Origin of the sequence: Pantoea sp. Fr-CA_6, assembly GCF_024520895.1 — a bacterium.
Classification (GTDB): domain Bacteria; phylum Pseudomonadota; class Gammaproteobacteria; order Enterobacterales; family Enterobacteriaceae; genus Pantoea; species Pantoea agglomerans.
This window is the reverse complement of sequence record NZ_JALNPO010000015.1, coordinates 59,908-83,677: the sequence shown is the minus strand read 5'-3', so window position 1 is coordinate 83,677 and position 23,770 is coordinate 59,908. Positions and strand designations below refer to the sequence as shown.

Here is a 23,770-nt window from a genome sequence, read left to right as displayed (position 1 = left end):
CTTCAGCGTTTCTGCTGGGTGAGCCAGCTATCCAGTTCATTTGCAAACTGCTGGCGGTCACGCGGACTCATCGCCGCGGGGCCGCCGGTCTGCACGCCGCTTGACCGCAGGGTATCCATAAAATCCCGCATCGTCAGGCGTTCACGTATCGTCGCCGGTGAGTAACGCTCGCCGCGCGGATTCAGCGCCGCCGCACCCTTCTCAATCACCTCTGCTGCCAGCGGGATATCGGCGGTGATCACCAGATCGCCTGGCTGACAACGTCTGACGATCTCATTGTCCGCCACATCAAATCCGGCAGGCACCTGCAGGGTGCGCAGATACGGTGAGGGCGGCACACGCAGAAACTGGTTCGCCACAAAAGTGATGGTAGTTGCGGTGCGGTCGGCTGCGCGGTAGAGCACCTCTTTGATTACATTCGGACAGGCATCGGCATCGACCCAGATAAACATCATGATTCCTTACAGTCAGAGAAGAGTAAGATCTTGCCGGGTTCCCCTTAAATGGCAAATTTTATTTGCGGCGTGCTTTCCAGCCTGCGCCTGGCTGACTTGTTATTCAGGCTGGCTGAAGTAAGCTAGCTCACTGAGAAAAACGAATAATGTCCTAAGGAGATGGCGATGCTGGCAAAGAAAATCGGGTTTATCGGCGGGGGAAATATGGCGAAAGCCATTATCGGCGGACTGGTCAACAGCGGCAAAATCGCCCCGTCTGATATCTTCGTTTACGATCGCAAAGCAGAGACCAACCAGGCGATGGCAGAGCAGTATGGCATCAACGCAGCAGAGAGCGCTGAAGCGCTGGCGCGTGAAGTGGACATCCTGTTCGGCGCGGTCAAACCCAATGTCATTCTGAAAGTCTTGAAAGAGCTGACAGGCAGCCTGAAAAAAGAGGCGCTGGTGGTGTCGATTGCGGCTGGGGTGACGCTCGATTCGCTCTCATCGGTGCTGGGTTACGATCGTAAAATTGTCCGTGCGATGCCGAATACTCCCTCGCTGGTCAGCGAAGGCATGACCTCGGTCACGCCCAACGTGCTGGTTGAGCAGGCGGAAATCGACGAGGTGATAGCGATTTTTGAAAGCTTCGGCAAAGCGGCCGTGGTGGATGAATATCTGATTCACTCCGTGGTCGGCGTCAGCGGTTCTGCGCCGGCCTACGTGTTTATGTTTATCGAAGCGATGGCCGATGCGGCCGTACTGGGCGGCATGCCACGCGCTCAGGCCTATCAGTTTGCTGCTCAGGCGGTGAAAGGGGCGGCGCAGATGGTGCTGACCACCGGTAAACATCCGGCTGAACTCAAAGATATGGTCTGCTCCCCAGGCGGCACCACCATTGAAGCGGTGAAAGTGCTGGAAGAGAAAGGCATGCGCTCGGCGGTGATGGAAGCGATGCTGCAGTGCATGGCGAAGTCAGAGAAACTGAGCCGCAGCTAACAGAGTGAGTGTTGTTGCGCAAGGCGGCCCGCCACGCTGGCTGGCCCGCCTTGCTACCGGCTTAACTGATGTGCGCCTGACAGAGCGCCACCGCGTCGGCAAACGTCATCGGCTGCTGCATCCGCTCCACCAGCTCAGCGGTCAGCGTATACATGCCGCATGAGCAGATTGCCGCCAGCCTCCCCTGCTGGCCATAAAACGCCATAAACTTTTTATCCTCCAGCGAGCCAATCAGCTGGAATGAATCCCATTCTTTGGCATGGCCCAGATACTCATAACGAGTGCCATACTGCGTAGTCCAGAAGAACGGCACACGATCAAACGCGACGGTCTGGTCCAGCATATTCCATGCGGCGGTTTGTCCCTGCTGATGCGCGACGCGATAGTGTTCAATGCGCAGCGGCCCCTGCGCCGACGGATACGTGGCGATATCTCCCGCCACCCAGATATTGTCAGCGACCCGCAACTGCTCATCCGCCTGCAGGCTGCCATCCTCTGCCAGCGGGAGATCGTGGAGAAAGTCGGTAGCCGGTTTAACCCCGGTGGCAAACAGCACCACCGTCGCGTCCAGCAACCGTCCGCCCTTGAGCTGCACGCCACTCACCCGCTGGTCGCCCTGTAAGGCTTCGATCTCGCCCTGCACCCACTTCACGCCGTTCTGCTCATGCAGCTGATAGAAATAGCGGCCAATCTGATCGCCAAACTGTTTAGCAAAGGGCAACGCCTGTCGGGCGATTATCGTCACGTCAATGTCACGATTACGCAGCGCCGACGCCAGTTCGGTGCCGATAAAACTGTTGCCGATAATCACGATTTTATGGCTGGCATCCACCGACTGAAGCAGCTCATCTGTCTGCGCTTTGCTGCGCAGCAGATGAACCCCATCGAGATCGCTGCCCGGCAAATCGGGGCGGACTGGCGTCGCGCCGCTGGCGATCAGCAGTTTGTCGAAGGCGAGCGTCTCGCCATCCTCAAAGATCAGCCGTTGCTGCTGAGCATCCAGGCGGCTCACGGTAGCCTGAAGTCGTTCAACGTGATCCATCACATCCGCTTTCAGCAGCTGCGGCACCTCGCTGATATCCATTTTGCCCGACGGCACAAATTTGGTCAGCGCGGTGCGGTCGTAAGGCGCATCCGCTTCCCGCTCAACCAGAATCACGCGGCCTTTGAAGCCTTCATGGCGCAGACGCCACAGCGCCGCGCTGCCCGCCGCCCCACCACCGAGCACCACATAGACCGGTGCGGCTGCCCCACTGCCAATCGGCGCCGCGGCGGACATCGCTTTCGGATTCACCAGCACCCGGCCCTCTTCAATGCGCAGCGGATACTGTTTGAGATCGGCTAACGCCAGCGGTTCACACATTTTTCCACTGGCCAGATTAAACGCGGCTTTGTGCCAAGGACAGACCAGCCGATCGCCGCAAATCGCGCCCTGCTCCAGCGGCGCGCCTGCGTGCGGGCATTTCGCCTGATAAGCACGTACATTGTCGCCTTCGCGGATCAGCAACACTTCCACCTCGCCGAGCGTTTTTTTAACCGGCTGGCGCTGGGGCAGATCGTTCAGGTCGACGGTAAATTGATAGTTCACGACATGGCTCCTTTAACGGTTCTTGTCTTGTGCTGCGCGGCAAAACAGAGTGCTGCGCAAATCCCCACAAACAGTAAGTGTGGCAAAAGAACCGGGAAGCCTGGCGATGAATGCTTATCAGAAGGTTAACATGCTGTTATAGAAGGGAATTTAATCAGCATTGCGCGGGAAGGAGAAGCGGCCACCTGCGTGACCGTGGGGATAATCAGCTTTTTTTCAGGCACTGGCTCATAAAGGTTTTACGCGCATCGCCCGCCAGTTTTTTATCACCAGCTTCGCCGTTACAGCTTTTCATTTTCATCTGCTGCGGTGACATCTGCGACAGCTTGCTGTCCTTTTTCAGGCATTCACTCATAAAGGTTTTGCGCGCATCCCCTTTAAGATCCTGTGATTTAGCATGCTGGTTACACATCGTCATCTTCTCCTGCTGCGGGGTCTTTTCCGCCGCACCGGCCAGTCCACTGACCAGCAGGCCCGCCATCATCATCGCCATTAAACCGACTTTCATCTTGTTATCTCCACAGTGGATTGTCCTTTGTTATTCTGGCAGCGAATAAGCAAAGCGGAAAATGTTTCAGGTCAAAGTGATGTGAAGATCCCATTCCAGTCTGGCACTGGGATTGTTACTGACGAGGATGGCGGAGTAACTTTTCGATGTAATTGCGCAGCAGTTGCGCATTTTCATCTCCGGCATCGGCCACATTGTCTATTGCGGTCTCAATAGTGGTGGTTATAGCCAGATGTTGTTGCGGCTCCAGCTTGCGAACCAGCGCGGTAACAACAATCTCCAGCGCTTCGATTTGCGCCATCTGCTCTTTGGCTGTCGCCTCTTTTTCAGCCAGCTTTACCAGCAATTCAGCAATCAGGTTTTTCATGCTGTTATCTCAGCGGTGGAGAAAAGCTGAAATTATCACCACGCTGGCTAAAAAAACAGAGGGTAACCGCTACTTTTTTCAGTGAGTTAGCCCGCATTCCTCACCGTCTGCTCAGACGATTCCGGCTAACCTTGCGAGCGAAACGTTTTCCCTGCAATCAACGCTATGGTCAAACGTTTCGCCCGCCCGAAATCGGTCTTTTGCTTAGCGAGGATCGACAAATCCGCGGCCTGGTCCGCCGCCGTGTCCGCCCCAGCCACCGCCACCGCCGCCTGGAGGCGGGAAAATACATCCGCTTAATGCAGTAACCAATGCCACAACGGCAGCCAGCTTAAAGATTCGTACCATATCTACCTCAGGGTGATGAAATCGGGCTGAGTGTATGGAGCCACCTGCATGGCGACAAGTGAGATTCTTCCGCATCCGGCGACTATTCATCTTTGCTGACCAGACTTAACGATTTACCACCATTAAGGCGGCACAATCTCAACATCCCGGCTGGATTACAGCACAAATTATTTGTGCAAATCGGGAGGGTGAACACTTTACAGGCGGCGTAATTTTGCGCATTGTGAGCGCATTACATTTACAGGATATAAACATGACTCTCTCTCAGGCTGCTTTCAGTGACATCCTCTCCCGGCGCGACTGGGAAAATCCGGTCGTGACCTCGCTGCATCGGCTGGATGCGCACCCGCCATTCGCCAGTTGGCGAGATGAAGCAGCCGCGCGGGATGACAGCCCCTCGGCGTCACTGCAGAGCCTCAACGGAGAGTGGGGTTTCCGTTATTTTACGCAGCCTGAAGCGGTCCCGGCCAGCTGGTTACTGCAGGATCTGCCGGACACTACGACCCTTCCGGTTCCGGCCAACTGGCAGATGCACGGCTTCGATGCCCCCATTTATACCAACGTGCAGTATCCGATTCCGGTCAATCCTCCGCTGGTACCCACAGAGAATCCAACCGGATGTTACTCGCTCACATTCAGCACTGACGCAGCCTGGCTGGATAAAGGGCAGACACGCATCATTTTTGACGGCGTAAACTCGGCCTTTCACCTGTGGTGCAACGGACACTGGATTGGCTACTCTCAGGACAGTCGTCTGCCCGCTGAATTCGACCTGACGCCTTATCTGCGGCCGGGCAAAAACCGGCTGGCAGTAATGGTGCTGCGCTGGAGCGACGGCAGTTATCTGGAAGATCAGGATATGTGGCGAATGAGCGGTATTTTCCGTGACGTCACGTTATTGCATAAACCGCAGGTGCATCTGGCCGATGTTCAGCTGGAAACCCGGCTCAGCCCGGAGTTTTACCGTGCCGAATTGCGTGCCCGGGTTCGTGTTGCTCTGCCAGCTGACGTCAGCTCGCGCTATCAGCTGCGCCTGACGCTGTGGCAGGGTGAACAGCAGATTGCTCAGTGTCAGCAGCCGCTGGGCAGTGCCATTATTGACGAGCGGGGTCACTATCCCGAACGCGCCCTGCTCAGCCTGCCGGTGGAACAGCCTGCGCTGTGGAGTGCCGAAACACCCCATCTCTATCGCGCCACGCTGGCGCTGCTGGATGAGAATCAACAGCTGATCGAGGTGGAAGCCTATGATGTCGGCTTCCGTCAGGTCACCATCGATAACGGCCTGCTCTGCCTGAACGGCAAACCGCTGCTGATCCGTGGCACCAACCGTCATGAACATCATCCGGAGCGCGGTCAGGTGGTGGATGAGGCGACAATGCGCCGCGACATCGAGCTGATGAAGCAGCACAATTTTAATGCGGTGCGCTGTTCACACTATCCTAATCATCCGCTCTGGTATCGGTTGTGCGATCAGTATGGGCTTTATGTGGTGGATGAGGCCAATATCGAAACCCACGGTATGCAGCCGATGAACCGGCTCTCCGATGATCCCCGCTGGTTTGCCGCCTATAGCGAACGCGTGACGCGCATGGTGCAGCGCGATCGTAATCACTGCAGCATTATTATCTGGTCGCTCGGCAATGAGTCAGGACATGGTGCCACACACGATGCGCTCTACCGCTGGGTAAAAAGCAGCGATCCAACGCGTCCGGTTCAGTATGAAGGCGGCGGTGCGGATACCGCTGCTACCGATATCATCTGCCCGATGTATGCCAGGGTTGATGAAGATCAGCCCTTCCCGGCGGTGCCGAAATGGTCGCTGAAAAAGTGGATCGGTCTGCCGGGTGAGACGCGTCCGCTGATCCTGTGTGAGTACGCGCATGCCATGGGCAACAGCTTTGGCGGTTTTGCTAAGTACTGGCAGGCCTTCCGCCAGTTTCCGCGTCTGCAGGGCGGCTTCGTCTGGGACTGGGTTGATCAGAGCCTGACCCGCTATGACGATCAGGGCGAACCCTGGCAGGCCTACGGCGGCGATTTTGGCGATAAACCCAACGATCGACAGTTCTGTATGAACGGGCTGGTATTTGCCGATCGCACGCCGCATCCGGCGCTTTATGAGGCGCAGTGCGCCCAGCAGTTCTGGCAGTTTGACGTCGATCCCGGCGATCCGCTGAGCTTTACGGTCAGCAGCGACTATCTGTTCCGCCACAGTGACAACGAAGTGCTGCGCTGGCGCATCGAACAGGCGGGTCGTGTAGTAACGGAAGGAGAAGTGCCGCTGGATATCGTTCCACAGGGCCAGCAGCGGATCACGCTGCCGTCACCGCCAGCATTACAGGGCAAATGCTGGCTGAACGTCGCGGTTCATCAGATTCAACCGACCCAATGGAGCACCGCTGGCTGGCGTGTCGCCTGGCACCAATGGGCGCTGCCCTCATCGCTGGCGCTGCCATCAAAGCCGGAGAGCGGCCACGCACCGGGCCTGCACGATGATACCCGTGAGATTGTCATCACCCATCAGCAGCAACGCTGGCATTTTTCACGCCACAGCGGCGAACTGACGCAGTGGTTTGTGGATGAACAGCCCACACTGCTTTCACCGCTTCAGGACTGCTTTATTCGCGCCCCGCTGGACAATGACATTGGCACCAGCGAAGCGGAACGGGTTGATCCCAATGCCTGGGTCGAGCGCTGGAAAGCAGCGGGTTATGACCAGATGAGCAGCCAGCTGGTGTCGATGACGGCGAATGCGTTGCCACAGGCGGTGCAGATTGAGACGCTGCACAGCTGGCTCGCCCATGGCCAGATCGCCTTTATCAGCCGTAAACGTTATCTGATCAATGCGCAGGGTGAGTTGCAGTTGCAGCTTTCCGTTGAGCAGTCGCGTGGATTGCCGCCGCCCGCGCGCATCGGATTACGCTGTGAGCTGACGCAGATACCACAACAGGTGAGCTGGCTCGGCCTGGGTCCGCATGAAAACTATCCCGATCGCCAGCTGGCCGCGCAGTTTTCCCGCTGGGAGCTGCCGCTGGATCAGCTCTCAACGCCTTATGTTTTCCCGGGTGAGAACGGTCTGCGCTGCGGCACCCGTCAGCTCGACAGCGGCAGCTGGCAGGTGAGCGGCGATTTCGCTTTCTCACTGAGCCGTTTCAGCCTGGAGCAGTTGCGGGAGGCATCACACCGCCACCATCTGCATCCGGAAGCGGGCTGCTGGCTGCATCTGGATGCCTGCCACATGGGTGTCGGCGGCGATGACTCCTGGAGCCCCAGCGTCAGTCCTGAGTTTTTACTGACTCAGCAGCGCTGGCAGGCTGAACTGATGATTTGTCAGCCGACGCGGGCAGCGCTGTCTTCGGACGCCGGTAAAAGCGCTTCAGAAACAGCACGTTAATCAGCACGACCACGGCGGTGGCAAAAAAGACCCAGCGGAAACCGGCCACCGCCGACACCGCGGCGCCCAGCAGCGGACCCGCGACATTGCCGAGATACATAAAGGACTGGTTATAGCCGAAGATCCGGCCGGTGATGTTGTCACGCGAGTGACGCACCAGCAGGGTCTGCACCGCGGGCATCATCGCGCCATCGGCAAAGCCCAGCAGAAAACGTAATACCCCCAGCTGTGTCGTGCTGGTGACAAACGACATGGCGATAAACAGCAGCAGCGAGATGACCATCGTTGCCAGCAGGATACGCTGCGTGCCGATGCGATCGCCCAGTCGTCCCAGACGAGGCGCGGCCAGCAGTGCAGAGACGCCAGGCAGCGCGGCAATGACCCCGCTAAGAAAAGCGATATTCTCAGCGGTGGGTGCCAGTTCCCGCACAAAGAGCGTCAGGATCGGGTTCACCGATCCGTTGCACATCTGAATCACCATGGTGGTGAAAAAGAGGCAGAGCATCAGTTTTGGATTATCCAGCGAGCGGAAAACCTCGCGTCCGCTGAGCTTCTCCTTTTTACTCACCGGGGTGTAACCGGTCTCCTTGATCAGGAACAGCGTCACCAGAAAGCTGACCATCAGCAGCGCTGCGGTGACAATAAACACCGTACGCAAACCGACCCAGTCTGCCAGCAGCCCGCCCAGCATCGGCCCCAGAATCACCCCGCCAATCTGACCGGTTGAGACACAGCTCAGCGCCCAGCCGCTGCGTTCACGCGGCACCTGAGCGGCCACCAGCGCCATGGCGTTGGGAATATATCCGGAGGTCAGCCCCATCAGGGCACGCAGCAGCAGCAACTGCCAGGCTTCGGTGACAAAAGCCTGTAGCAGAATTACCACGCCCATGCCAAAAGCGGCGCGCAGCAGCATCAGCTTACGGCCTTTACGATCGGCAAGACTGCCCCACAGCGGGGCTACGGCCGCCGAAACCACAAAGGTGATACTGAAGGTTAGACCCGACCAGAGACTCAGTGATTCGCCACCGGTTACGCCAAGCTGCTCAAGGTAGAGCGGCAGAAACGGGATGATCTGACTGATGGCCAGGCCGGTAAAAAAGCAGCCAAACCAGACCGAGATCAGGTTTATCTTCCAGGGTTCTATAGTGCGTGGCATGAGCAGATATTTTAAAGAGAGGGAATGTTCAGTCTAACGCGGCTATTCTCAGCGTGACCGACAAAACATGGCACAAATGGCAAAAGACCGGTTTCCTCTTTGATTCAGCGCAATCACCGGCGCAAATTTTCCAGCCCACCGGGTTTTTAGCGCGAAGCACGCGGGCGATGGTCTGGCCAGACCCGATCTCCCTCAATCCGGCCCGTCAATATAGAAAAATATGTCATTCTGTTACTGACAACTCTTCACCCCGCTTCTATGTTTAAAAAACCGCCAGCCGCGGCGGTATAGCAATCTTTTTAATCGGCGCGACATCCTCCGCAAAAAACGGTGCAGACCGTCCGGCTACGCTGAGGCGAACCAGCTTATTTCATGGTTAAACGCCCTTATGCTCAGGTGTAAGGGAGGGGGTCTTGTTTTAGCGGAGGTGGGTAATGAGAGTACAACCTGACAGCGCCAGCCGTGCTATCAGCGACTATTTTAACAGCCCGGACTGGCGGATACCGCCTGAGTCCGATCTGCTGGCGGTGATTCTGCGTGAAATAATGGAAGCGGGAGAACCCGCCACCAATAAAGCCCTTATTGCGCGGGTTATCGATAAACTGGAAGTGGAAGGCGACGAGACGCAGTTGCAGCGTTATCGCACCCTGCTGGCGCAGTTAATCGACACGCAGCCGGAGGCGTAAACCCACCACCTACTTCACCCAGCGCAATTTATCCGCTTCGCTGATACTGGCCCGTCCGCTGCTGCGCTGAAACAGGCACAGCTCCCGTCCACGCTTATTTTTCATCTGCGGCTGGGGATAGCGTCCTTCCAGCAACAGTGCGCTGTAGCCCGTGTTGTCGTCATACTCGATCGCCTCGCCCAGCACCTTTACTTTGCTCAGATGACTGGCGTTAATGCAGGCCTGCACCATCACCTGACGGCTCTTTTGCCAGGCCTCTTCACTGGAAGCCTGCGCCAGTGTGCTGCTGAGTAACAATGCGGGCAGAAGTGCCCCGATTATGCGTTTCATCTTCTCTGCTCCTGTTACGGCCCGAAGCCGCTAAAAAAATTCCCGCCGGGGCGGGAATAAACAAGACGAGCACTATCTATTGTGTGACGAGGAAGTTTCTTAAACGCGCTGCTATCCTCGCCTGCCGTTATGACAAACCTATGACATCTTTGCCGTTAACCACAATAAACTGAGCTGATATTGCCATTTTTGTCAGCCAGGAAGTTCAGCCGGTTAAGGTTGAAGTCCATGGTGACGGCAGAATTATAGGGAATGGCGCGGACCTTCTGTTCGAAGTGCTGACCCTGCAGCGCGGTTAACGGTTTACCGACATAATTCTGAAACTGAGAGGCACCACAGCGGTCAGCTTCGGGATCCTGCGCCACACTGGCGGTATCGGGCTTAGAGGCAGATTGACAGGCGGTTAATGCAAACAGCCCCACTACCAGCAGCCCTTTTCCATAAAATTTCACGTTTATTCTCCTGTTGGACGTGTAAAACCCTGCCCCAAGAGTAGCAAAGCGCACCTGCTGACCTGAACCCCTAAAAAGTAAAGTTGTTACAGCAGCATTAAACGGGTCGCCGCACAGGTCATCTTTTAAGATTAATCGCACTCATTGCCTAAAAAAAGCACAGCGGACCACTACAATATTAAGAATAGTCTTAGCCCTGTGGAGGTCATGATGGAACTGATTATTTTTGTCGTCTGCGCAATGCTGATGACCGCCGTGGCGGTTAAAGTCCGTTAAACGGGTTCAGCCTGGTTCTGCGCGGTTCTTTCCAGAAGCGTACTGAATGCAGCCAGCGGCATCGGTCGACCGAGGAAGTAGCCTTGCCCCTCTTCGCACGAGAGCTGTTTTAGCTGGTTCAGTTGCGCTTCTGTCTCAATCCCCTCAGCCGTAATTGTCAGGGCAAAGGCGCGTGCCAGCGCAATAATCCCCGCGACCACCGATTGTGCCTGCTGCGACTCCGGGAAATCTTTCATCCAGGAGCGATCGATCTTCAGCCCATTAAACGGGAAGGTCTTCAGGTAGCCCAGGGCCGCATAGCCGGTGCCGAAATCATCAACGGTTAACCTTACCCCGAGTGACCGTAAACCCTGCATCACCTCCAGCGCATGCTGCGGATGTTCAAAGGTCACGTTCTCCGTGATCTCCAGCTCCAGCCGGGTAGCCGGCAGGCCACTTTTCGCCAGCACATCTGCAACCCGCTGCACTAAATCGCTGGTGCGGAACTCCATGGGCGAAATATTAACCGAAACATAGCGATCGCCCCCCCATCCTAGCGCATCCTCACACGCCCGCATCAACACCCAGTCGCTGATAGTGGCGATGAGACCGCTCTCTTCCGCCAGCGGAATAAAGTGATCGGGGGTAATCCACTCATCCGGCGCAATCTGCCAGCGAATCAGCGCCTCAGCACCTGCCAGCTGACCCGTCAGCAGTTGATAGCGGGGCTGGTAGTGCAGGCGAAATTCATTGTTCTTCAGCGCTTTCTCAATCCGCCGCGCCATTTCACGCTTATCCTCACGCTGACTGGCCATCTCATTGGCATACCAGACCCACTGATTGCGTCCCGCTTCGCGCGCTTCATTCAGCGCGATATCCGCCATTTGCAGCAGCGCTTCCGGATGGCTGGCATCCTGCGGTACACACGCAATCCCCATGCTGACGGTGAGATAGTGAACATGCTGGCCGGTGCTGATGGGCTGCTGAACCTCGTGCACCAGCTGTGCGCAACGCTGATCGACCCGCTCACGGTTCGTTTCACGCAATACCAGCACAAACTCATCGCCACTCAGCCGCGCCACCAGCTCCTGCGGGCCGATACAGCGCTTCAGACGCTGCGCTATCTGGCTCAGCACCTCATCGCCCGCCGCATGGCCCCAGGTTTCATTAATCGGCCTGAACTGATCGAGATCGAGGGTAATCAGCGTCAGCGGCGCAGCGCCATCAGGCAGCTCTAGGTGTAGCGTCAGAAACTCCTGCAGCTGTACGCGGTTCGACAGGCCGGTTAAGACGTCGTGACGCGACAAAAAATGAATGCGCGCCTCGGCTTCCATGCTCTGAGTGATGTCCGATACCGTGCCGCGAAACCCGATACGTCGCGCCTCATGCCAGATTGTTTTCGCGACCAGCTGGCCGATACGGCGGTTGCCGTGCGCCGACATAAACTGACAGCGCAGTGGCATCTGTTGCCCCTCCTCCTCCTGACGCTGCAGCCAGGCGACCAGCGAATGGCTGGGATGCGTCAGGAGGTGATCGATGTGACGGCCCAGCCAGTGTGTAATATCGTGGCCGGTCACGGTTTGAAAGCGCGCTGACAGGTAGATGAGGCGACCCTCTTCGTCCGTTTCCCAGATCCAGTCTGACGCTGCCTCAGCGAGATCGCGAAACCGCGCTTCACTGTTGGCCAGCTCCTGCTGACTGATCGCCAGCAGGGCAAAGCGCCGGTCAGAAAGAATCGCATTAGAGAGCGCATGGCGGCTGACGCGATGGGTGATTATGCCAATGATGATCGCCATGAGCATCAGTAGTGGTAACAGAAACCAGACCAGGCCCATGCCAGGCATCTTTGGCGTCCAGCGCAGCACAATCAGATCGCCACCGGGTAACGGTTGCACCATCCGCGGTTCACGCAGGGCATCCCCTGCACTGACGGGCAGGCGCAGTTCGCGCACATCCAGCGTGGCGCCCAGCGCCTGTAATTTGGCAGGGGTGAAAAGATTCACAAACACCATGACTGACGCTGGCCCCGCCATCGGCGGCATATTCGTCAGTTTGCCGCTGCCGATGGGGGCGGCAACCACAATGGCGGGCAGATGATTAATCAGCGCATCACGGGTTATCGCCGCGTCGTTGCGCTGACGTGCCGCCGCAATCAGCGCTGGAGCCTCTTTTCCCAGCCAGGCTTCCAGCGGCGTATCCACCAGCTGCCCATTAATGACGCTGTACGTGGTGTGACCGTTGCCGTCGACCACGAACACCCCCTCATAGTGATACTCTTCGTAGAGGCCCGGACCAAAGTTCTCTTCGTCATAAGCCCAGACTTTGTTGACCCTGACATGGAGATTGCGCCAGGCTTCGCCCCAGAACGCATAGTCCCGGATATCCGTGACCATCGCCTCCTGACGATTTTTCCACGCCTGCTGAATCAGCAACTGGTCATGCTCAACCGATACGCTGTTTTGCCGCTGCGCAATCGTCAGCACCATCAGCATCGAGAGCACCAGCACGCCAAACAGCAGCAGCGAAAGCGTGCGCAGGCTGCGCCGCGTAAAGCGGACAGTGCGGTCTTCAGCGGCATGACTGAATGGAGGCGAGGGTGGCGCCGGAGGGTTAGAAGTCATTAAGAGTGCTCACTACACAGTCAGAGTTTGAGATGACGGGCCTGCAATACAACATGCAGTGCTGACCAGATTAGTTTCCTCAGTTATCGGCTCACGCGCGCGGGTGTTTAGTCTGCGGTTAACATTTTGCGCTTAAATATTGTGTTACAGGCTGACTCGACAGCGATCTGGTGCATTGCTACTATGCGCTAACCTTCGCTGGCAGAGTCGCCTATGAATACCAATTCCGACAGAGTGACACTGACGCTGTTCTACGTCGGCAGCTTTGTGGTCTATTACCTGGTTACCATGCTGATCACGCTGTTCCCTAATTACAGCGTGCTGCGTAATGACGGCCTGCTGGTGCCGGTGCTCTGCCTGTTTGAATTTGCTGTTATCTATCCGCTTTACCGCTTTTACTGCCAGCGCCGCACCGACCTGCCGCTGGGTGAACTCTGCACGCTGCAAACTCTGCTGTTTACTGGCGCGCTATTTGTTCTGATGGCCGCACAGATGCAGTTCATGCAGCCGGAAGGATGGCTGGTGATGCAGGCCCAACAGGGACGCAATTCGCTGCTAATTCTGCTGCTCACCGCCGTGCTGCTCGCACCGGTGTTTGAAGAGGTGCTGTTCCGCGGTTTTCTGTTGCAGGGCTTTCTGCTGTGGGCGCCACGGAGCCGCTTTGCCTGTATGCTGCTGACCTCACTGCTGTTTGCGGTGATGCATACGCAGTATGTGCACTGGCAGACCCTTATCGCCCTGACGCTGTTTTCGCTACTGCTCTGTTACGCCCGGCTGCGGAGTAACAGTCTGGCGCTGCCCATCTTCCTGCACACGCTGAATAACCTGATTGCGCTGCTGCCCGCCTGGTATTTCGCAGGCTAGCGCCAGGCCCGCCCCTTCTGACACACCTTACAGGCCGCCGCATCACACCCTGGCTGGCGGACTATAGCTCACACTGACAATGCCGCCCCGGCACGTTTGTCTATACTGGATGTTAAAAAGGGATAAAAAGCACCACAGTCCGGACCACCAGACCGTGTAAAGGAGAGGATCTATGTTGATAGGATTTGTGTTGTTAGTGAGCGCATGCGGCTACGATGCCTGCGAGGCGCTGCCGGTATCAGAGCGCATCTATCCGACGAAGGTCGACTGTGAAACGATGGCGAACCGCATTCATAAAGTCAGACCGAATGTGGTACTGCTGTGCGGCGAAGTACATCGCTAATTCAGGGCCAGGTTCAATAAAGCAGGGCTGTAACGTTGCAAGCTGACGCTTTAGCGTACAAAATATAAGCTGTTGTTAACCATTATCGTTGTGAATCCCATGAAAACATCACGCCCCCGTCGTCCTGGTGGACGCTGGGTTTACTATCTTTTGTATGATGGCATTCTGTGGCCCTGCCCCGTCCGTTGGGAGTGGGAGAGCAGCTATGGCGGCTGGCTGCCATTTTACTACACGCCAACCTTTGAGTTTGTGGTAGGCGATCCGCGCAAGGCTTATCGCATTGCGCGCAGCGATGTGCGGGCTAAAAGGCGCGAGGATGCCTTTGTCTGAGCGCGTTTATCGCCACGGCAGCCATGAGGCAGTAAGCAGATAGTGAACCGCTTCCAGCACAATAATCACCATTAATAATATGCCCAGCGTGTGGCGGCCAATCCCCTTCATCTGTTCAGGCCCAGATCATGGCAGCCCAGCGGATCAGCAGCAGCGCGCCACAGATGCACAGCAGAACCAGCACCATCTTCCAGTACTTTTTGGCTGCCCGGTATCTCGTCACCTCAGTTTCCTCTGGTCAGAAAGCGAAGATGCGCCAGAAGGCGCATCTGTTCCGGTCAGCAACAGGACCGGTGAGGCATAGCATAACGCCCGGGCCGCCAAAAGGCGACCCGTTACCGGCATCAGTTGTTCAGGGTGTAATCCAGCGTAATTTCCGCGTTCAGTACCTGAGAAACCGGGCAGCCCGCTTTGGCTTTATTGATGATCTCGTCGAAGGTCGACTCATCAATGCCTGGCAGAGAGATGGTGCTGGTCAGTGCCACTTTGGTGATGGCAAAGCCGTCGCCTTTTTTGTCCAGCGACACGTCGGCCGTGGTATCAATGCTTTCCGGCGGATGACCCGCATTGCCCAGCATCAGCGACAGCGCCATGGAGAAACAGGCTGCATGCGCTGCACCAATCAGTTCTTCCGGGTTGGTGCCTTTGCCGCCTTCAAAACGGGTGTTAAAGCCATAAGGCTGCTGGCTTAGTACGCCGCTCTCGGTGCTGACGGTGCCTTTGCCTTTGATATCGCCTTCCCAATGCGCCGAACCTTTCTTATGAATGGTCATGTCGTTCCTCCTGTTGGTAAAGAAGCTAAGTATAGACAATACATTCATTTTCGCAGGCTCAACTCACCGCGCGGGGACGTGGCGGTGTGCTCTGCGGTGCCAGTAACGCTTCCGCCTGCACCAGCGAATCGCGGGTAATTTCACCGATCGACTTCGCGCCGGTCAGGGTCATGGCAACGCGCATCTCTTTTTCAATCAGCGTCAGCAAGTTTTCTACGCCGCGCTGACCGTGGGTTGCCAGCGCATAGATAAATGCCCGTCCCAGCAGCACGCTGTCTGCGCCCAGCGCAATCATCCGCACCACATCCAGCCCGTTGCGAATGCCACTGTCCGCCAGAATGGCGATGTCACCTTTTACCGCATCGGCAATGGCCGGTAGCGCACGCGCCGAGGAGAGCACGCCATCCAGCTGGCGTCCGCCGTGATTAGAGACCACGATGCCATCGGCGCCAAAGCGCACCGCATCACGCGCATCTTCCGGATCGAGAATGCCCTTGATCACCATCGGTCCATCCCAGAACTCGCGGATCCACTCCAGATCGCGCCACGAGATAGAGGGATCGAAATTATTCGCCAGCCAGCCGATGTAATCTTCCAGCCCGGTAGGCTTGCCCAGATACGTGGAGATATTCCCCAGATCGTGAGGGCGCCCCTGCAGACCCACATCCAGCGCCCACTGTGGATGGGTGACCGCCTGCCAGTAACGACGCAGCGCCGCGTGATTGCCGCTCATCCCGGAGTGCGCATCGCGATAGCGCGCGCCCGGCGTGGGCATATCCACGGTAAACACCAGCGTAGAGCAACCGGCGGCTTTGGCGCGCTCCAGCGCATTGCGCATAAAGCCGCGGTCACGCAGCACATAGAGCTGGAACCACATGGGACGCTTAATCTGCGGGGCCACCTCTTCGATCGGGCAGACCGAGACGGTCGACAGGGTAAACGGAATGCCTTTCAGGTCTGCCGCGCGCGCCGCCTGTACTTCACCCCGGCGGGCATACATGCCGCACAGGCCAACCGGTGCCAGCGCAACCGGCATCGACAGGGTTTCATTGAACAGTTTGGTTTCAAGACTCAGTTCCGACATATTTTTAAGAATGCGCTGGCGCAGCGCCACATCCGAGAGATCCTCTACGTTGCGACGCAGGGTGTGCTCGGCATAGGCACCGCCATCAAGATAGTGAAACAGGAACGGCGGCAGGATACGTTGCGCGGCCGCGCGATAGTCACTGGCAGCGGAGATAATCATCAGTCAGATTCCTTTGGGTTGCGTGTGTCGTTATCCGGTAAGCGGGTGATGCGCGCCTGACGCGCTTCATCTTCATGCAGGCTTTTCATGGTGGTGTGCACGAATCCCAGATGCTGCATCGCCGCCTGGCGCGCAGCGTCGGCATCGCCCGTGAGGATCGCATCGAGCAGCGCCTGATGCTGTTCAGTCAGGCGGGCAAAAATCGCGGGCTGGGTATACATGCGCTGACGGCTCTGCATTACCGATGATTGCAGCAGCTCAAAAAAACCACGCATGGTCTGCAGCAGCACTACGTTGTGCGACGCCTCGGCAATCGCCAGATGGAAGCGCACATCAGCCTGGGCGGCGAGATCGGGATCGTCACTCTCTTTCAGTTTCAGGGTGGCGTCGAAAGCGTACTGCAGCTTCTCTTTGTCGGCGTCGGTGGCGCGCAGTGCGGCGTGCCAGGCGGTGCTGGCCTCGATGGCATGGCGCGCTTCCAGAATGTCGTAGCGGTAGTCGGGATCGTCGCGCAGTAGCTGGCGAATCGGCTCGACGATGCGCTGTTCCGACCAGGGCGCCAGCTGCTGACGGATCCAGGTGCCGCCGCCGCGTCGGCTAATCAGCATGCCGTTGCTGATCAACTGTTGTATGGCTTCACGCAGCGAGGAGCGCGAGACGCCAAGCTCCGCAGAGAGCTGACGCTCGGCGGGCAGGCGCATGCCCGGCTCGAGCTGATGTTCGGTGATATAGGCCCGCAGGCGCGTCACCAGCGGATCGGCATTGCTGCTCATGGGATCATCCAGGGGAAGACGTAGGCCTGAAGCGTGGTTATCACACCGACCATACAGGTGAAAATCAGGCTGTGTTTAACGGTAAACCGGAACAGGTCGGACTCTTTACCCACCAGCCCGACCGCCGCACAGGCGATAGCGATCGACTGCGGCGAGATCATCTTACCGGTCACGCCACCGGTGGTGTTGGCCGCCACCAGCAGAATATCGGAGACGCCAATCTGCTGCGCGGTCGTGGCCTGTAAAGCAGCAAACAGCGCATTCGATGAGGTGTCTGATCCGGTCAGGAAGACGCCCAGCCAGCCCAGGAACGGTGAGAAGAAGGTAAAAGCGTGGCCGGTGTGCGCCAGCGCCAGTGCCAGCGTCGCAGACAGCCCGGAGTAATTCGAGATAAAGGCAAAGGCCAGTACCATCCCGATAGAGTAGATCGGCAGCGCCAGCTCTTTCAGCGTTTCACCAAAAGTCTGCAATGCTGCCTTTGGCTTCATGCGCAGGAAAATCATCGCCATGATCGCCGCAATTAAAATGGCGGTGCCGGTGGCGGACACCAGATCCAGCTTAAAGATGGCCGGATAAGGGGTTGCAGTGCCGACCACGGGCGGCATCCGCGCCACCAGCTCATTCAGCATCGGCACCGGCATAGCCAGCACCCACTCATAGAGCGCGCCGCCTTTGGCGAACAGCGCTTTAAACGGCGGGATACTCCAGAGCGTGACGGTGGCGGTGAGAAACAGGAACGGCATCCAGGCGCGGATCACCTGCCCCAGCCGATACTTCTGCGGTGGCAGCAACGGATCGCCCTGTTTCGCCTCTGCATCGGCAAAGCGGAAGATGCGCACCGGCTTCCAGACCCGCAGGAACAGCGTCAGCGAAATCAGCGAGGCGAGCGACGAGATAATATCGGGCAGCTCCGGACCCAGGAAGTTGGAGCTGAGGAACTGGGCAATGGCAAACGATCCCCCTGCCACGACCACCGCCGGCCAGGTCTCTTTCACTCCGCGCCAGCCATCCATGATCGCCATAATCCAGAACAGCACAATCAGGGTCAGCAGCGGCAGCTGGCGTCCGGCCATCTGGCCGATGGCAAAACTGTCCAGCCCGGTCACCTGCCCCGCCACAATAATCGGGATGCCCATCGCGCCAAAGGCCACCGGCGCGGTGTTCACAATCAGGCAGAGCCCGGCGGCGTAGAGCGGATTAAAGCCGAGTCCCACCAGCAGCGCGGCGGTAATCGCCACCGGCGCACCAAAGCCCGCAGCCCCCTCCAGAAACGCCCCGAACGAGAAGCCGACAATCAGCATCTGCAGACGCTGATCGGGAGTAATCGACAGGATAGAGGCGCGGATAATGTCGAACTGGCCGGTTTTGACTGAGATCTTGTAGACGAACACCGCGGCGACAATAATCCAGGCAATCGGCCACAAGCCATAGAGAAAGCCATACACTACGGCGGCCAGCGCCTGTGCAACCGGCATCTGATAGAGAAACAGCGCCACCAGCAGCGCCAGCACCACGGTGGTGGTGGCCGCCAGGTAGCCTTTCATCTTCAGCTTAATCAGCGCAAAGAAGAAAAAGAGAATCGGGATCAGTGCGATCAGGCTTGAAAGCCAGATATTACCCAGCGGATCGTAGTTTTGTTGCCAGATCTGCATGCCAGTATCTCCAGAGGAAAAGGTGACGTGGCACGCAGCCGCAGCGCTGGTGCCATCTGCCCCGGATTGGTCAGACCAAACCGCTCTGTCGGGGCTTATGGCAACAGATAGTTAACGCATTGTTAACCTATGGCAACAGAAGATGCGCGAATTTTCCCGGAGTGTGAACCAGAGAAAAATATTGCCGGAATTGGTCGGACCAAAATCAGCGATTCACCTCAGGAAAGGCGTGCTGATAGCTGCGCGGATGGAAACGCAGATTAAGCACGATTAACAGCAGCGTGACCGCCGCCTGCAATAACCAGACGCTGGTGAAGTGACCGGTGAGCGCATGCAACTGCCCCGCGATAAACGGCATGCTGCCCGCGATAATAAAGCCGACGCCCTGCATAAAAGCCACCAGCCGCGCGCCAGCCTGCGGCTGCTCCAGATGATCCAGCGCCAGCACCAGCGCCAGCGGAAATGCCCCGCCCAGCCCGAAGCCCGCAATCCCCGCCCAGAGCCACGGTGCCAGTTGTGGCGCAAACAGGAAACCGAGCATGCCGCTGAACTGCATCGCCAGTGTCAGCAGCAGCAGCGGACGGCGATCGCGGCCCCGTGCCAGCAAGGGCAGCAGCAGCGCACCCGTGACCTGAAAGCCGATCATCATGCCAAGCAGTGAACCGCCCGCCTGTGCGCTCCAGCCGATTTGATGATAAAAATCGGGCAGCCAGGCGACACAGATGGCATATCCGCCGTTCACCAGACCGAAGCTCAACGCCAGCGTCCAGGCGCGGGTTTTCCGCCACAGCGAAGGCAGAGCGGCGGCCTCCGTCCGGGCTGCACGTGGGGTGGTGATAAACAGCCAGAGCAGGATGGCCAGCACCACCGGCAGCGCCCAGCTGCTCAGCGCGCCCTGCCAGCCAAGCTGCCCATTCAGCCACGGCGAGATCGCCGCGCCAATCCCGCCGCCGCCCATCAGCGCCGCTGCCCACAGTCCGGTCACGCCGGCACTGCGGCTGCCAAATCGCTGACGGATCAATCCCGGCATCGCCATCTGCACAATGCCAATGCCCGCCCCTCCCGGCACAGTACTCAGTACCAGCCAGCCTCCGTCAGCCACAAACAGCCGACTCACCAGCGCCAGCAGCAACAGCAACAGGCCACCCAGCAGCAGTTTACGTACCGCAAAGCGCTGCATCAGCGGGGCGCTGACTAACGCAATGGCACCCATCATCATCATCGGCACCGCAGGCAACAGCGATGCCGCCAGCGGCGACAGACCGATGCTCTGCCGCAGCTCGCCGAGTAACGGACTGACCGAGGTCATCAGCGGTCGCATATTGAGCCCGGCCAGCACCAGCGCCGCCAGCAGCAGGTTGTTCTCTCTCTTCATCTGAGATCCACACAGTTAAAAGTTGCCAGCCTGGCAGCAGTCGCTACTATCTGGAAATGAAATATTACTCTGCCAGGTAGTGGAAATATGAATCGTCAGCCGATGTTTACTCCGCAGCAGCTGCTCAGCTTTGTCGCGGTGTGCGAAACCGCCAGCTTTACCCGCGCCGCTGACCGGGTGCACCTGTCGCAGTCCACCGTCAGCCAGCAGGTGCGACGGCTGGAGGAGATGGTCGGCAAAGAGCTGCTGAACCGTTCTTCGCATCAGGTGCAGATCACCGAAGAGGGCGAGAAACTTTTAGGCTACGCCCGGCGGATTATCGCCCTGAATGGGGAAGCGCACGATGTGCTGAGTGACCAGTGGCGCGACGGTGTGCTGCGTCTTGGCGTGCCGGAAGATTTCGCCGCGCCCACGGCCGGTTTGCTGGCGCACTTCAGTCGCGACCATCCGCAACTTCGGCTGGACGTGATGAGCGGCATGCAGGTGGAGCTGCGTCGCGCCTGGCAGCGTGAAGAGCTCGACATCATGCTGATTAAACAGCCCGCTGGCGAGCGTCCGCTGGCGTCGCGTCCTGAACCCCTGCTGTGGCTCGATAGCGCAGAGTGGCCCTGCTTTGAGCAGACGCCGGTACCGCTGGTGCTGTTTCCCCAGCAGGGGCTCTATCGCGATGAGGTGTGTCAGACGCTCGACGCACTGGGCCGTAGCTGGCGCATTAGTTACAGCAGCGCCAGCCTGGTCGCGCTGGCCGCCGCCAGTGCGCAGGGTCTGGGGCTGACGTTACTGCCCGCCAGCTGCCGCCTGCCGCGACATCGGGTACTGGGCCCGGAACAGGGTCTGCCGGTGATTGATACCTTCGAACTGGCGCTGTTCTGTCGTCATCCGCAGGATCCGCTGCAGCGCGAGCTGGCGGAATCCCTGGCCGCCTTCAGCCAGCTGCGCTGGCAGTGAGATATCGAATAGTCGTCAGTGGAAAATAACGCAGCAGGGTGGAGCGTCGTTTGTCAGATTAAGACCTTGTTCACTTTGCAGGAGCCTCTGATGCCTATTTCCTCTTCGCCGAGCCGCCGTGATTTCCTTGGGCAGAGCGTCCGCTGGACCGCCGCAGGCGGCTTGCTGGCCGCCGGTCTCGGCCAGGCCAGTGCCGCCACGCCATCACCTTTGTCCTCCATCAATCCCGACCAGCCCGCCGCCCTGCCCCGGCAGGATCACTATCTGCTGCGCAATGTGCGGCTGGAGGAGGGCTTTATCCGTGAGGATGATGAGATCGTTGCTACCCGCACCGGGCGTTACGACATCAGCGTGCGCGACGGTAAAATTGACCAGCTGACACCCGCCGGTCAGGGTGACAGCACCCTGCCGTCGTGGGATGCACAGGATGCCCTGCTGCTGCCCGCCACCCAGGATATGCATATCCACCTTGATAAAACCTTCTACGGCGGCCCGTGGCAGGCTCCGCGTCCCCGTCAGGGCAAAACTATCTTGGACATGATTGCGCGTGAACAGGTGCTGATTCCGCAACTGCTGCCGCACTCTCAGGCGCGCGCCGAAGGGTTGATCGCTCTGCTGCACGCCAAAGGCACCACCCGCGCCCGCAGCCATTGCAATATCGATCCGGTCAGCGGCCTGCAAAGTCTGGAGCATCTGCAGGCGGCATTAGCCCGTCACCCCGCCTTTCCCTGCGAGATTGTAGCCTTTCCCCAACATGGCCTGCTGCACTCGCAGGTCGATGGGCTGATGCGCGAGGCGATGCAGCACGGCGTTGAGTATGTCGGCGGCCTGGACCCCACCAATGTCGATGGTGCCATGGAGAAGTCACTGGATGCGATGTTCCAGATTGCGCTCGACTATCAGCGCGGCGTGGATATACATCTGCATGAAACCTCACCCGCTGGCGTGGCGGCGATTCAGTACATGATTGACACCGTGGCAAAGAATCCGGCGCTGAAGGGCAAAGTGACGCTGAGCCACGGTTTTGCGCTGGCGACCCTGTCCGGCAGTACGCTGGATAATATGATCGCAGGGCTGGCGGAGCAGCAATTCAGCGTCGCCTCTACGCTACCGATCGGCAAGCTGACCATGCCGATTCCGCAATTACAGGCAGCGGGCGTGAAGGTGATGACCGGCACCGACAGCGTTATCGATCACTGGTCACCGTTTGGCACCGGCAGCATGCTGGAAAAAGCGAATCTCTATGCGCAGCTCTATCGGGGATCGGATGAGTTCTCGCTGTCGCGGGCGCTGGCGATCGCCACAGACGATCGGCTGCCGCTGACAGCCCAGGGTGAACGCCAGTGGCCAGTACCGGGCGATGAAGCGAGCATGATGCTGGTAGCGGCGAGCTGTTCCGCCGAAGCCGTGGCACGGATTTCGCCAGTCGTCGCGACCTTCTCGCGCGGTAAACCGGTGTTTGCGCTGGCATCAGCCTGAAACAGCAGGGCTGCGGACAAAAACGCCGGGAGCGTTTTTGAACAACGCAACGCTTTGGCCCGGCTACGGGCGCACCTCAGGGATGAGGTGCGTACTAAAAACGCCGGGAGCGTTTTTGAACGACGCAACGCGTTGGCCCGGCTACGGGCGCACCTCAGGGATGAGGTGCGTAATCGCCCGCGCTGAGCCTTCTCAGCAAATGCGGAGAGATCGAGCCGGCTCAGGGAAACCGGTCAGATCGGAAAGGCGCTTAAGCCATCCATGGCCGCTCGGCCCGCGCCGTCCCTGGCGCGGGACGCTTTCCTCTTCTGACCGGCTTCCCTGCGCTTTAAGCTTGTTTATTGCTGATAGATTCTCAGTGCCCGTGGTTTACCAGCAGCGACGGTCCAGAAACGGGAAGCATCTGCCGGACGTGAAGCGAAGGGAGCATATGCCTGTAGCAAAGCATTACGGGCCACCGACAAAAACGCCGGGAGCGTTTTTGAACAACGCAAAGCGTTGGCCCGGCTACGGGCGCACCTCAGGGATGAGGTGCGTACTAAAAACGCCGGGAGCGTTTTTGAACAACGCAAAGCGTTGGCCCGGCTACGGGCGCACCTCAGGGATGAGGTGCGTAATCGCCCGCGCTGAGCCTTCTCAGCAAATGCGGAGAGATCGAGCTGGCTCCGGCCCGGTTACAGACGACCACCTTACCTAAAGCGCCGGGAGCCAGTACCTGCCCCACAACACAAACCCACTCCTCCAAAAACAACAGAGCCTCCACAAGGGAGGCTCTGCATTTACCTGAGCGGAGTGCGGGTTACGCGCTTTTGGCCCATTTATCATTCGACATTAGTTCCATTGCCAGCGCGT

Annotated in this window: 23 protein-coding genes; 8 read left to right on the top strand and 15 right to left on the bottom strand. The window is 58.2% G+C overall.

Annotation, left to right across the window (positions count from 1 at the left end):
- Positions 1 to 2 precede the first annotated feature (2 nt).
- Positions 3 to 452, bottom strand: coding sequence for a YaiI/YqxD family protein (locus tag NR201_RS20290; RefSeq protein ID WP_010255266.1), 450 nt, complete (start codon positions 450 to 452; stop codon positions 3 to 5).
- A 168-nt stretch (positions 453 to 620) separates the two neighbouring features.
- Between NR201_RS20290 and proC the strand changes: the two genes are divergently transcribed.
- On the top strand, positions 621 to 1,433 hold the full coding sequence (gene proC / locus NR201_RS20285) for a pyrroline-5-carboxylate reductase (RefSeq protein ID WP_010255263.1): 813 nt from the start codon (positions 621 to 623) through the stop codon (positions 1,431 to 1,433).
- Positions 1,434 to 1,494: 61 nt separating this feature from the next.
- Here the strand turns inward: proC and NR201_RS20280 are convergent, their stop codons facing one another.
- From NR201_RS20280 to NR201_RS20265, 4 genes are all read right to left on the bottom strand, one after another.
- Positions 1,495 to 3,021, bottom strand: coding sequence for an FAD-dependent oxidoreductase (locus NR201_RS20280; protein WP_256850111.1), 1,527 nt, complete (start codon positions 3,019 to 3,021; stop codon positions 1,495 to 1,497).
- 205 nt (positions 3,022 to 3,226) lie between these two features.
- On the bottom strand, positions 3,227 to 3,529 hold the full coding sequence (locus NR201_RS20275; RefSeq protein WP_010255256.1) for a PsiF family protein: 303 nt from the start codon (positions 3,527 to 3,529) through the stop codon (positions 3,227 to 3,229).
- A gap of 115 nt (positions 3,530 to 3,644) precedes the next feature.
- The gene (iraP, locus tag NR201_RS20270; protein WP_187499816.1) at positions 3,645 to 3,896 is read right to left on the bottom strand and encodes an anti-adapter protein IraP; all 252 of its coding nucleotides are present in this window, start codon (positions 3,894 to 3,896) and stop codon (positions 3,645 to 3,647) included.
- 204 nt (positions 3,897 to 4,100) lie between these two features.
- Positions 4,101 to 4,244, bottom strand: a complete 144-nt coding sequence (locus NR201_RS20265; RefSeq protein WP_164480391.1) for a hypothetical protein — start codon at positions 4,242 to 4,244, stop codon at positions 4,101 to 4,103.
- 253 nt (positions 4,245 to 4,497) lie between these two features.
- On the opposite strand from NR201_RS20265, the gene NR201_RS20260 reads away from it, so the two are divergent.
- On the top strand, positions 4,498 to 7,635 hold the full coding sequence (locus NR201_RS20260; RefSeq protein ID WP_256850110.1) for a beta-galactosidase: 3,138 nt from the start codon (positions 4,498 to 4,500) through the stop codon (positions 7,633 to 7,635).
- Here NR201_RS20260 and NR201_RS20255 read toward each other — a convergent pair.
- On the bottom strand, positions 7,517 to 8,791 hold the full coding sequence (locus tag NR201_RS20255) for a multidrug efflux MFS transporter (protein ID WP_010255249.1): 1,275 nt from the start codon (positions 8,789 to 8,791) through the stop codon (positions 7,517 to 7,519). The two genes, NR201_RS20260 and NR201_RS20255, sit on opposite strands and share 119 nt — an antisense overlap.
- A gap of 434 nt (positions 8,792 to 9,225) precedes the next feature.
- Here NR201_RS20255 and NR201_RS20250 point away from each other — a divergent pair, with 434 nt between their 5' ends.
- A complete protein-coding gene (locus NR201_RS20250; RefSeq protein ID WP_010255246.1) occupies positions 9,226 to 9,477 on the top strand; it encodes a biofilm development regulator YmgB/AriR family protein in 252 nt (83 codons plus the stop codon).
- Positions 9,478 to 9,486: 9 nt separating this feature from the next.
- Here the strand turns inward: NR201_RS20250 and NR201_RS20245 are convergent, their stop codons facing one another.
- The 3 genes from NR201_RS20245 to NR201_RS20235 form a co-directional block, all read right to left on the bottom strand.
- Positions 9,487 to 9,807, bottom strand: a complete 321-nt coding sequence (locus tag NR201_RS20245) for a hypothetical protein (protein ID WP_010255244.1) — start codon at positions 9,805 to 9,807, stop codon at positions 9,487 to 9,489.
- A gap of 155 nt (positions 9,808 to 9,962) precedes the next feature.
- The gene (locus NR201_RS20240; RefSeq protein WP_010255242.1) at positions 9,963 to 10,259 is read right to left on the bottom strand and encodes an I78 family peptidase inhibitor; all 297 of its coding nucleotides are present in this window, start codon (positions 10,257 to 10,259) and stop codon (positions 9,963 to 9,965) included.
- 272 nt (positions 10,260 to 10,531) lie between these two features.
- Positions 10,532 to 13,135 (bottom strand): EAL domain-containing protein, encoded by a 2,604-nt coding sequence (locus tag NR201_RS20235; protein ID WP_187501282.1) that lies wholly within the window; start codon positions 13,133 to 13,135, stop codon positions 10,532 to 10,534.
- Between the two features lie 213 nt (positions 13,136 to 13,348).
- Between NR201_RS20235 and NR201_RS20230 the strand changes: the two genes are divergently transcribed.
- The 3 genes from NR201_RS20230 (at position 13,349) to NR201_RS20220 (ending at position 14,672) form a co-directional block, all read left to right on the top strand.
- Complete coding sequence (locus NR201_RS20230) at positions 13,349 to 13,999, top strand: CPBP family intramembrane glutamic endopeptidase (RefSeq protein WP_010255238.1); 651 nt, start codon at positions 13,349 to 13,351, stop codon at positions 13,997 to 13,999.
- Between the two features lie 172 nt (positions 14,000 to 14,171).
- Complete coding sequence (locus NR201_RS20225) at positions 14,172 to 14,342, top strand: hypothetical protein (RefSeq protein WP_003850083.1); 171 nt, start codon at positions 14,172 to 14,174, stop codon at positions 14,340 to 14,342.
- Positions 14,343 to 14,441: 99 nt separating this feature from the next.
- The gene (locus tag NR201_RS20220) at positions 14,442 to 14,672 is read left to right on the top strand and encodes a hypothetical protein (protein WP_029519422.1); all 231 of its coding nucleotides are present in this window, start codon (positions 14,442 to 14,444) and stop codon (positions 14,670 to 14,672) included.
- A gap of 115 nt (positions 14,673 to 14,787) precedes the next feature.
- On the opposite strand, the gene yniD is transcribed toward NR201_RS20220, so the two are convergent.
- The 6 genes from yniD to NR201_RS20190 all read right to left on the bottom strand — a co-directional run bounded on the left by yniD (position 14,788) and on the right by NR201_RS20190 (position 20,491).
- Positions 14,788 to 14,895 (bottom strand): small membrane protein YniD, encoded by a 108-nt coding sequence (yniD, locus tag NR201_RS20215; RefSeq protein ID WP_022625163.1) that lies wholly within the window; start codon positions 14,893 to 14,895, stop codon positions 14,788 to 14,790.
- 121 nt (positions 14,896 to 15,016) lie between these two features.
- The gene (locus NR201_RS20210; RefSeq protein WP_022625164.1) at positions 15,017 to 15,445 is read right to left on the bottom strand and encodes an OsmC family protein; all 429 of its coding nucleotides are present in this window, start codon (positions 15,443 to 15,445) and stop codon (positions 15,017 to 15,019) included.
- Between the two features lie 58 nt (positions 15,446 to 15,503).
- Complete coding sequence (gene lldD / locus NR201_RS20205) at positions 15,504 to 16,691, bottom strand: FMN-dependent L-lactate dehydrogenase LldD (protein WP_022625165.1); 1,188 nt, start codon at positions 16,689 to 16,691, stop codon at positions 15,504 to 15,506.
- Positions 16,691 to 17,464: a transcriptional regulator LldR gene (lldR, locus tag NR201_RS20200; RefSeq protein ID WP_010255231.1), complete on the bottom strand. Its 774-nt coding sequence runs from the start codon at positions 17,462 to 17,464 to the stop codon at positions 16,691 to 16,693. Before lldR ends, lldD begins: the two co-directional genes overlap by 1 nt.
- Positions 17,461 to 19,116 carry an L-lactate permease gene (gene lldP, locus NR201_RS20195; protein WP_010255230.1) on the bottom strand — a complete coding sequence of 552 codons (1,656 nt, stop codon included), beginning with the start codon at positions 19,114 to 19,116 and terminating at the stop codon, positions 17,461 to 17,463. The genes lldR and lldP overlap by 4 nt, the downstream gene beginning before the upstream one ends.
- Before the next feature lie 205 nt (positions 19,117 to 19,321).
- The gene (locus tag NR201_RS20190; protein ID WP_256850109.1) at positions 19,322 to 20,491 is read right to left on the bottom strand and encodes a cyanate transporter; all 1,170 of its coding nucleotides are present in this window, start codon (positions 20,489 to 20,491) and stop codon (positions 19,322 to 19,324) included.
- Positions 20,492 to 20,578: 87 nt separating this feature from the next.
- Here NR201_RS20190 and NR201_RS20185 point away from each other — a divergent pair, with 87 nt between their 5' ends.
- Both NR201_RS20185 and NR201_RS20180 read left to right on the top strand, forming a co-directional pair.
- Positions 20,579 to 21,439: a LysR family transcriptional regulator gene (locus NR201_RS20185; RefSeq protein WP_256850108.1), complete on the top strand. Its 861-nt coding sequence runs from the start codon at positions 20,579 to 20,581 to the stop codon at positions 21,437 to 21,439.
- A 90-nt stretch (positions 21,440 to 21,529) separates the two neighbouring features.
- Positions 21,530 to 22,918: an amidohydrolase gene (locus tag NR201_RS20180; protein ID WP_256850107.1), complete on the top strand. Its 1,389-nt coding sequence runs from the start codon at positions 21,530 to 21,532 to the stop codon at positions 22,916 to 22,918.
- Positions 22,919 to 23,770: the final 852 nt, after the last annotated feature.

What these genes read in the sequence shown, in the direction of transcription:
- NR201_RS20290 (WP_010255266.1), bottom strand. Translation starts at nt 452, where the DNA reads ATGTTTATCTGGGTCGATGCCGATGCCTGTCCGAATGTAATCAAAGAG.
- proC (WP_010255263.1), top strand. Translation starts at nt 621, where the DNA reads ATGCTGGCAAAGAAAATCGGGTTTATCGGCGGGGGAAATATGGCGAAA.
- NR201_RS20275 (WP_010255256.1), bottom strand. Translation starts at nt 3,529, where the DNA reads ATGAAAGTCGGTTTAATGGCGATGATGATGGCGGGCCTGCTGGTCAGT.
- iraP (WP_187499816.1), bottom strand. Translation starts at nt 3,896, where the DNA reads ATGAAAAACCTGATTGCTGAATTGCTGGTAAAGCTGGCTGAAAAAGAG.
- NR201_RS20265 (WP_164480391.1), bottom strand. Translation starts at nt 4,244, where the DNA reads ATGGTACGAATCTTTAAGCTGGCTGCCGTTGTGGCATTGGTTACTGCA.
- NR201_RS20260 (WP_256850110.1), top strand. Translation starts at nt 4,498, where the DNA reads ATGACTCTCTCTCAGGCTGCTTTCAGTGACATCCTCTCCCGGCGCGAC.
- NR201_RS20255 (WP_010255249.1), bottom strand. Translation starts at nt 8,791, where the DNA reads ATGCCACGCACTATAGAACCCTGGAAGATAAACCTGATCTCGGTCTGG.
- NR201_RS20250 (WP_010255246.1), top strand. Translation starts at nt 9,226, where the DNA reads ATGAGAGTACAACCTGACAGCGCCAGCCGTGCTATCAGCGACTATTTT.
- NR201_RS20245 (WP_010255244.1), bottom strand. Translation starts at nt 9,807, where the DNA reads ATGAAACGCATAATCGGGGCACTTCTGCCCGCATTGTTACTCAGCAGC.
- NR201_RS20235 (WP_187501282.1), bottom strand. Translation starts at nt 13,135, where the DNA reads ATGACTTCTAACCCTCCGGCGCCACCCTCGCCTCCATTCAGTCATGCC.
- NR201_RS20230 (WP_010255238.1), top strand. Translation starts at nt 13,349, where the DNA reads ATGAATACCAATTCCGACAGAGTGACACTGACGCTGTTCTACGTCGGC.
- NR201_RS20225 (WP_003850083.1), top strand. Translation starts at nt 14,172, where the DNA reads ATGTTGATAGGATTTGTGTTGTTAGTGAGCGCATGCGGCTACGATGCC.
- NR201_RS20220 (WP_029519422.1), top strand. Translation starts at nt 14,442, where the DNA reads ATGAAAACATCACGCCCCCGTCGTCCTGGTGGACGCTGGGTTTACTAT.
- NR201_RS20210 (WP_022625164.1), bottom strand. Translation starts at nt 15,445, where the DNA reads ATGACCATTCATAAGAAAGGTTCGGCGCATTGGGAAGGCGATATCAAA.
- lldD (WP_022625165.1), bottom strand. Translation starts at nt 16,691, where the DNA reads ATGATTATCTCCGCTGCCAGTGACTATCGCGCGGCCGCGCAACGTATC.
- lldR (WP_010255231.1), bottom strand. Translation starts at nt 17,464, where the DNA reads ATGAGCAGCAATGCCGATCCGCTGGTGACGCGCCTGCGGGCCTATATC.
- lldP (WP_010255230.1), bottom strand. Translation starts at nt 19,116, where the DNA reads ATGCAGATCTGGCAACAAAACTACGATCCGCTGGGTAATATCTGGCTT.
- NR201_RS20190 (WP_256850109.1), bottom strand. Translation starts at nt 20,491, where the DNA reads ATGAAGAGAGAGAACAACCTGCTGCTGGCGGCGCTGGTGCTGGCCGGG.
- NR201_RS20185 (WP_256850108.1), top strand. Translation starts at nt 20,579, where the DNA reads ATGAATCGTCAGCCGATGTTTACTCCGCAGCAGCTGCTCAGCTTTGTC.
- NR201_RS20180 (WP_256850107.1), top strand. Translation starts at nt 21,530, where the DNA reads ATGCCTATTTCCTCTTCGCCGAGCCGCCGTGATTTCCTTGGGCAGAGC.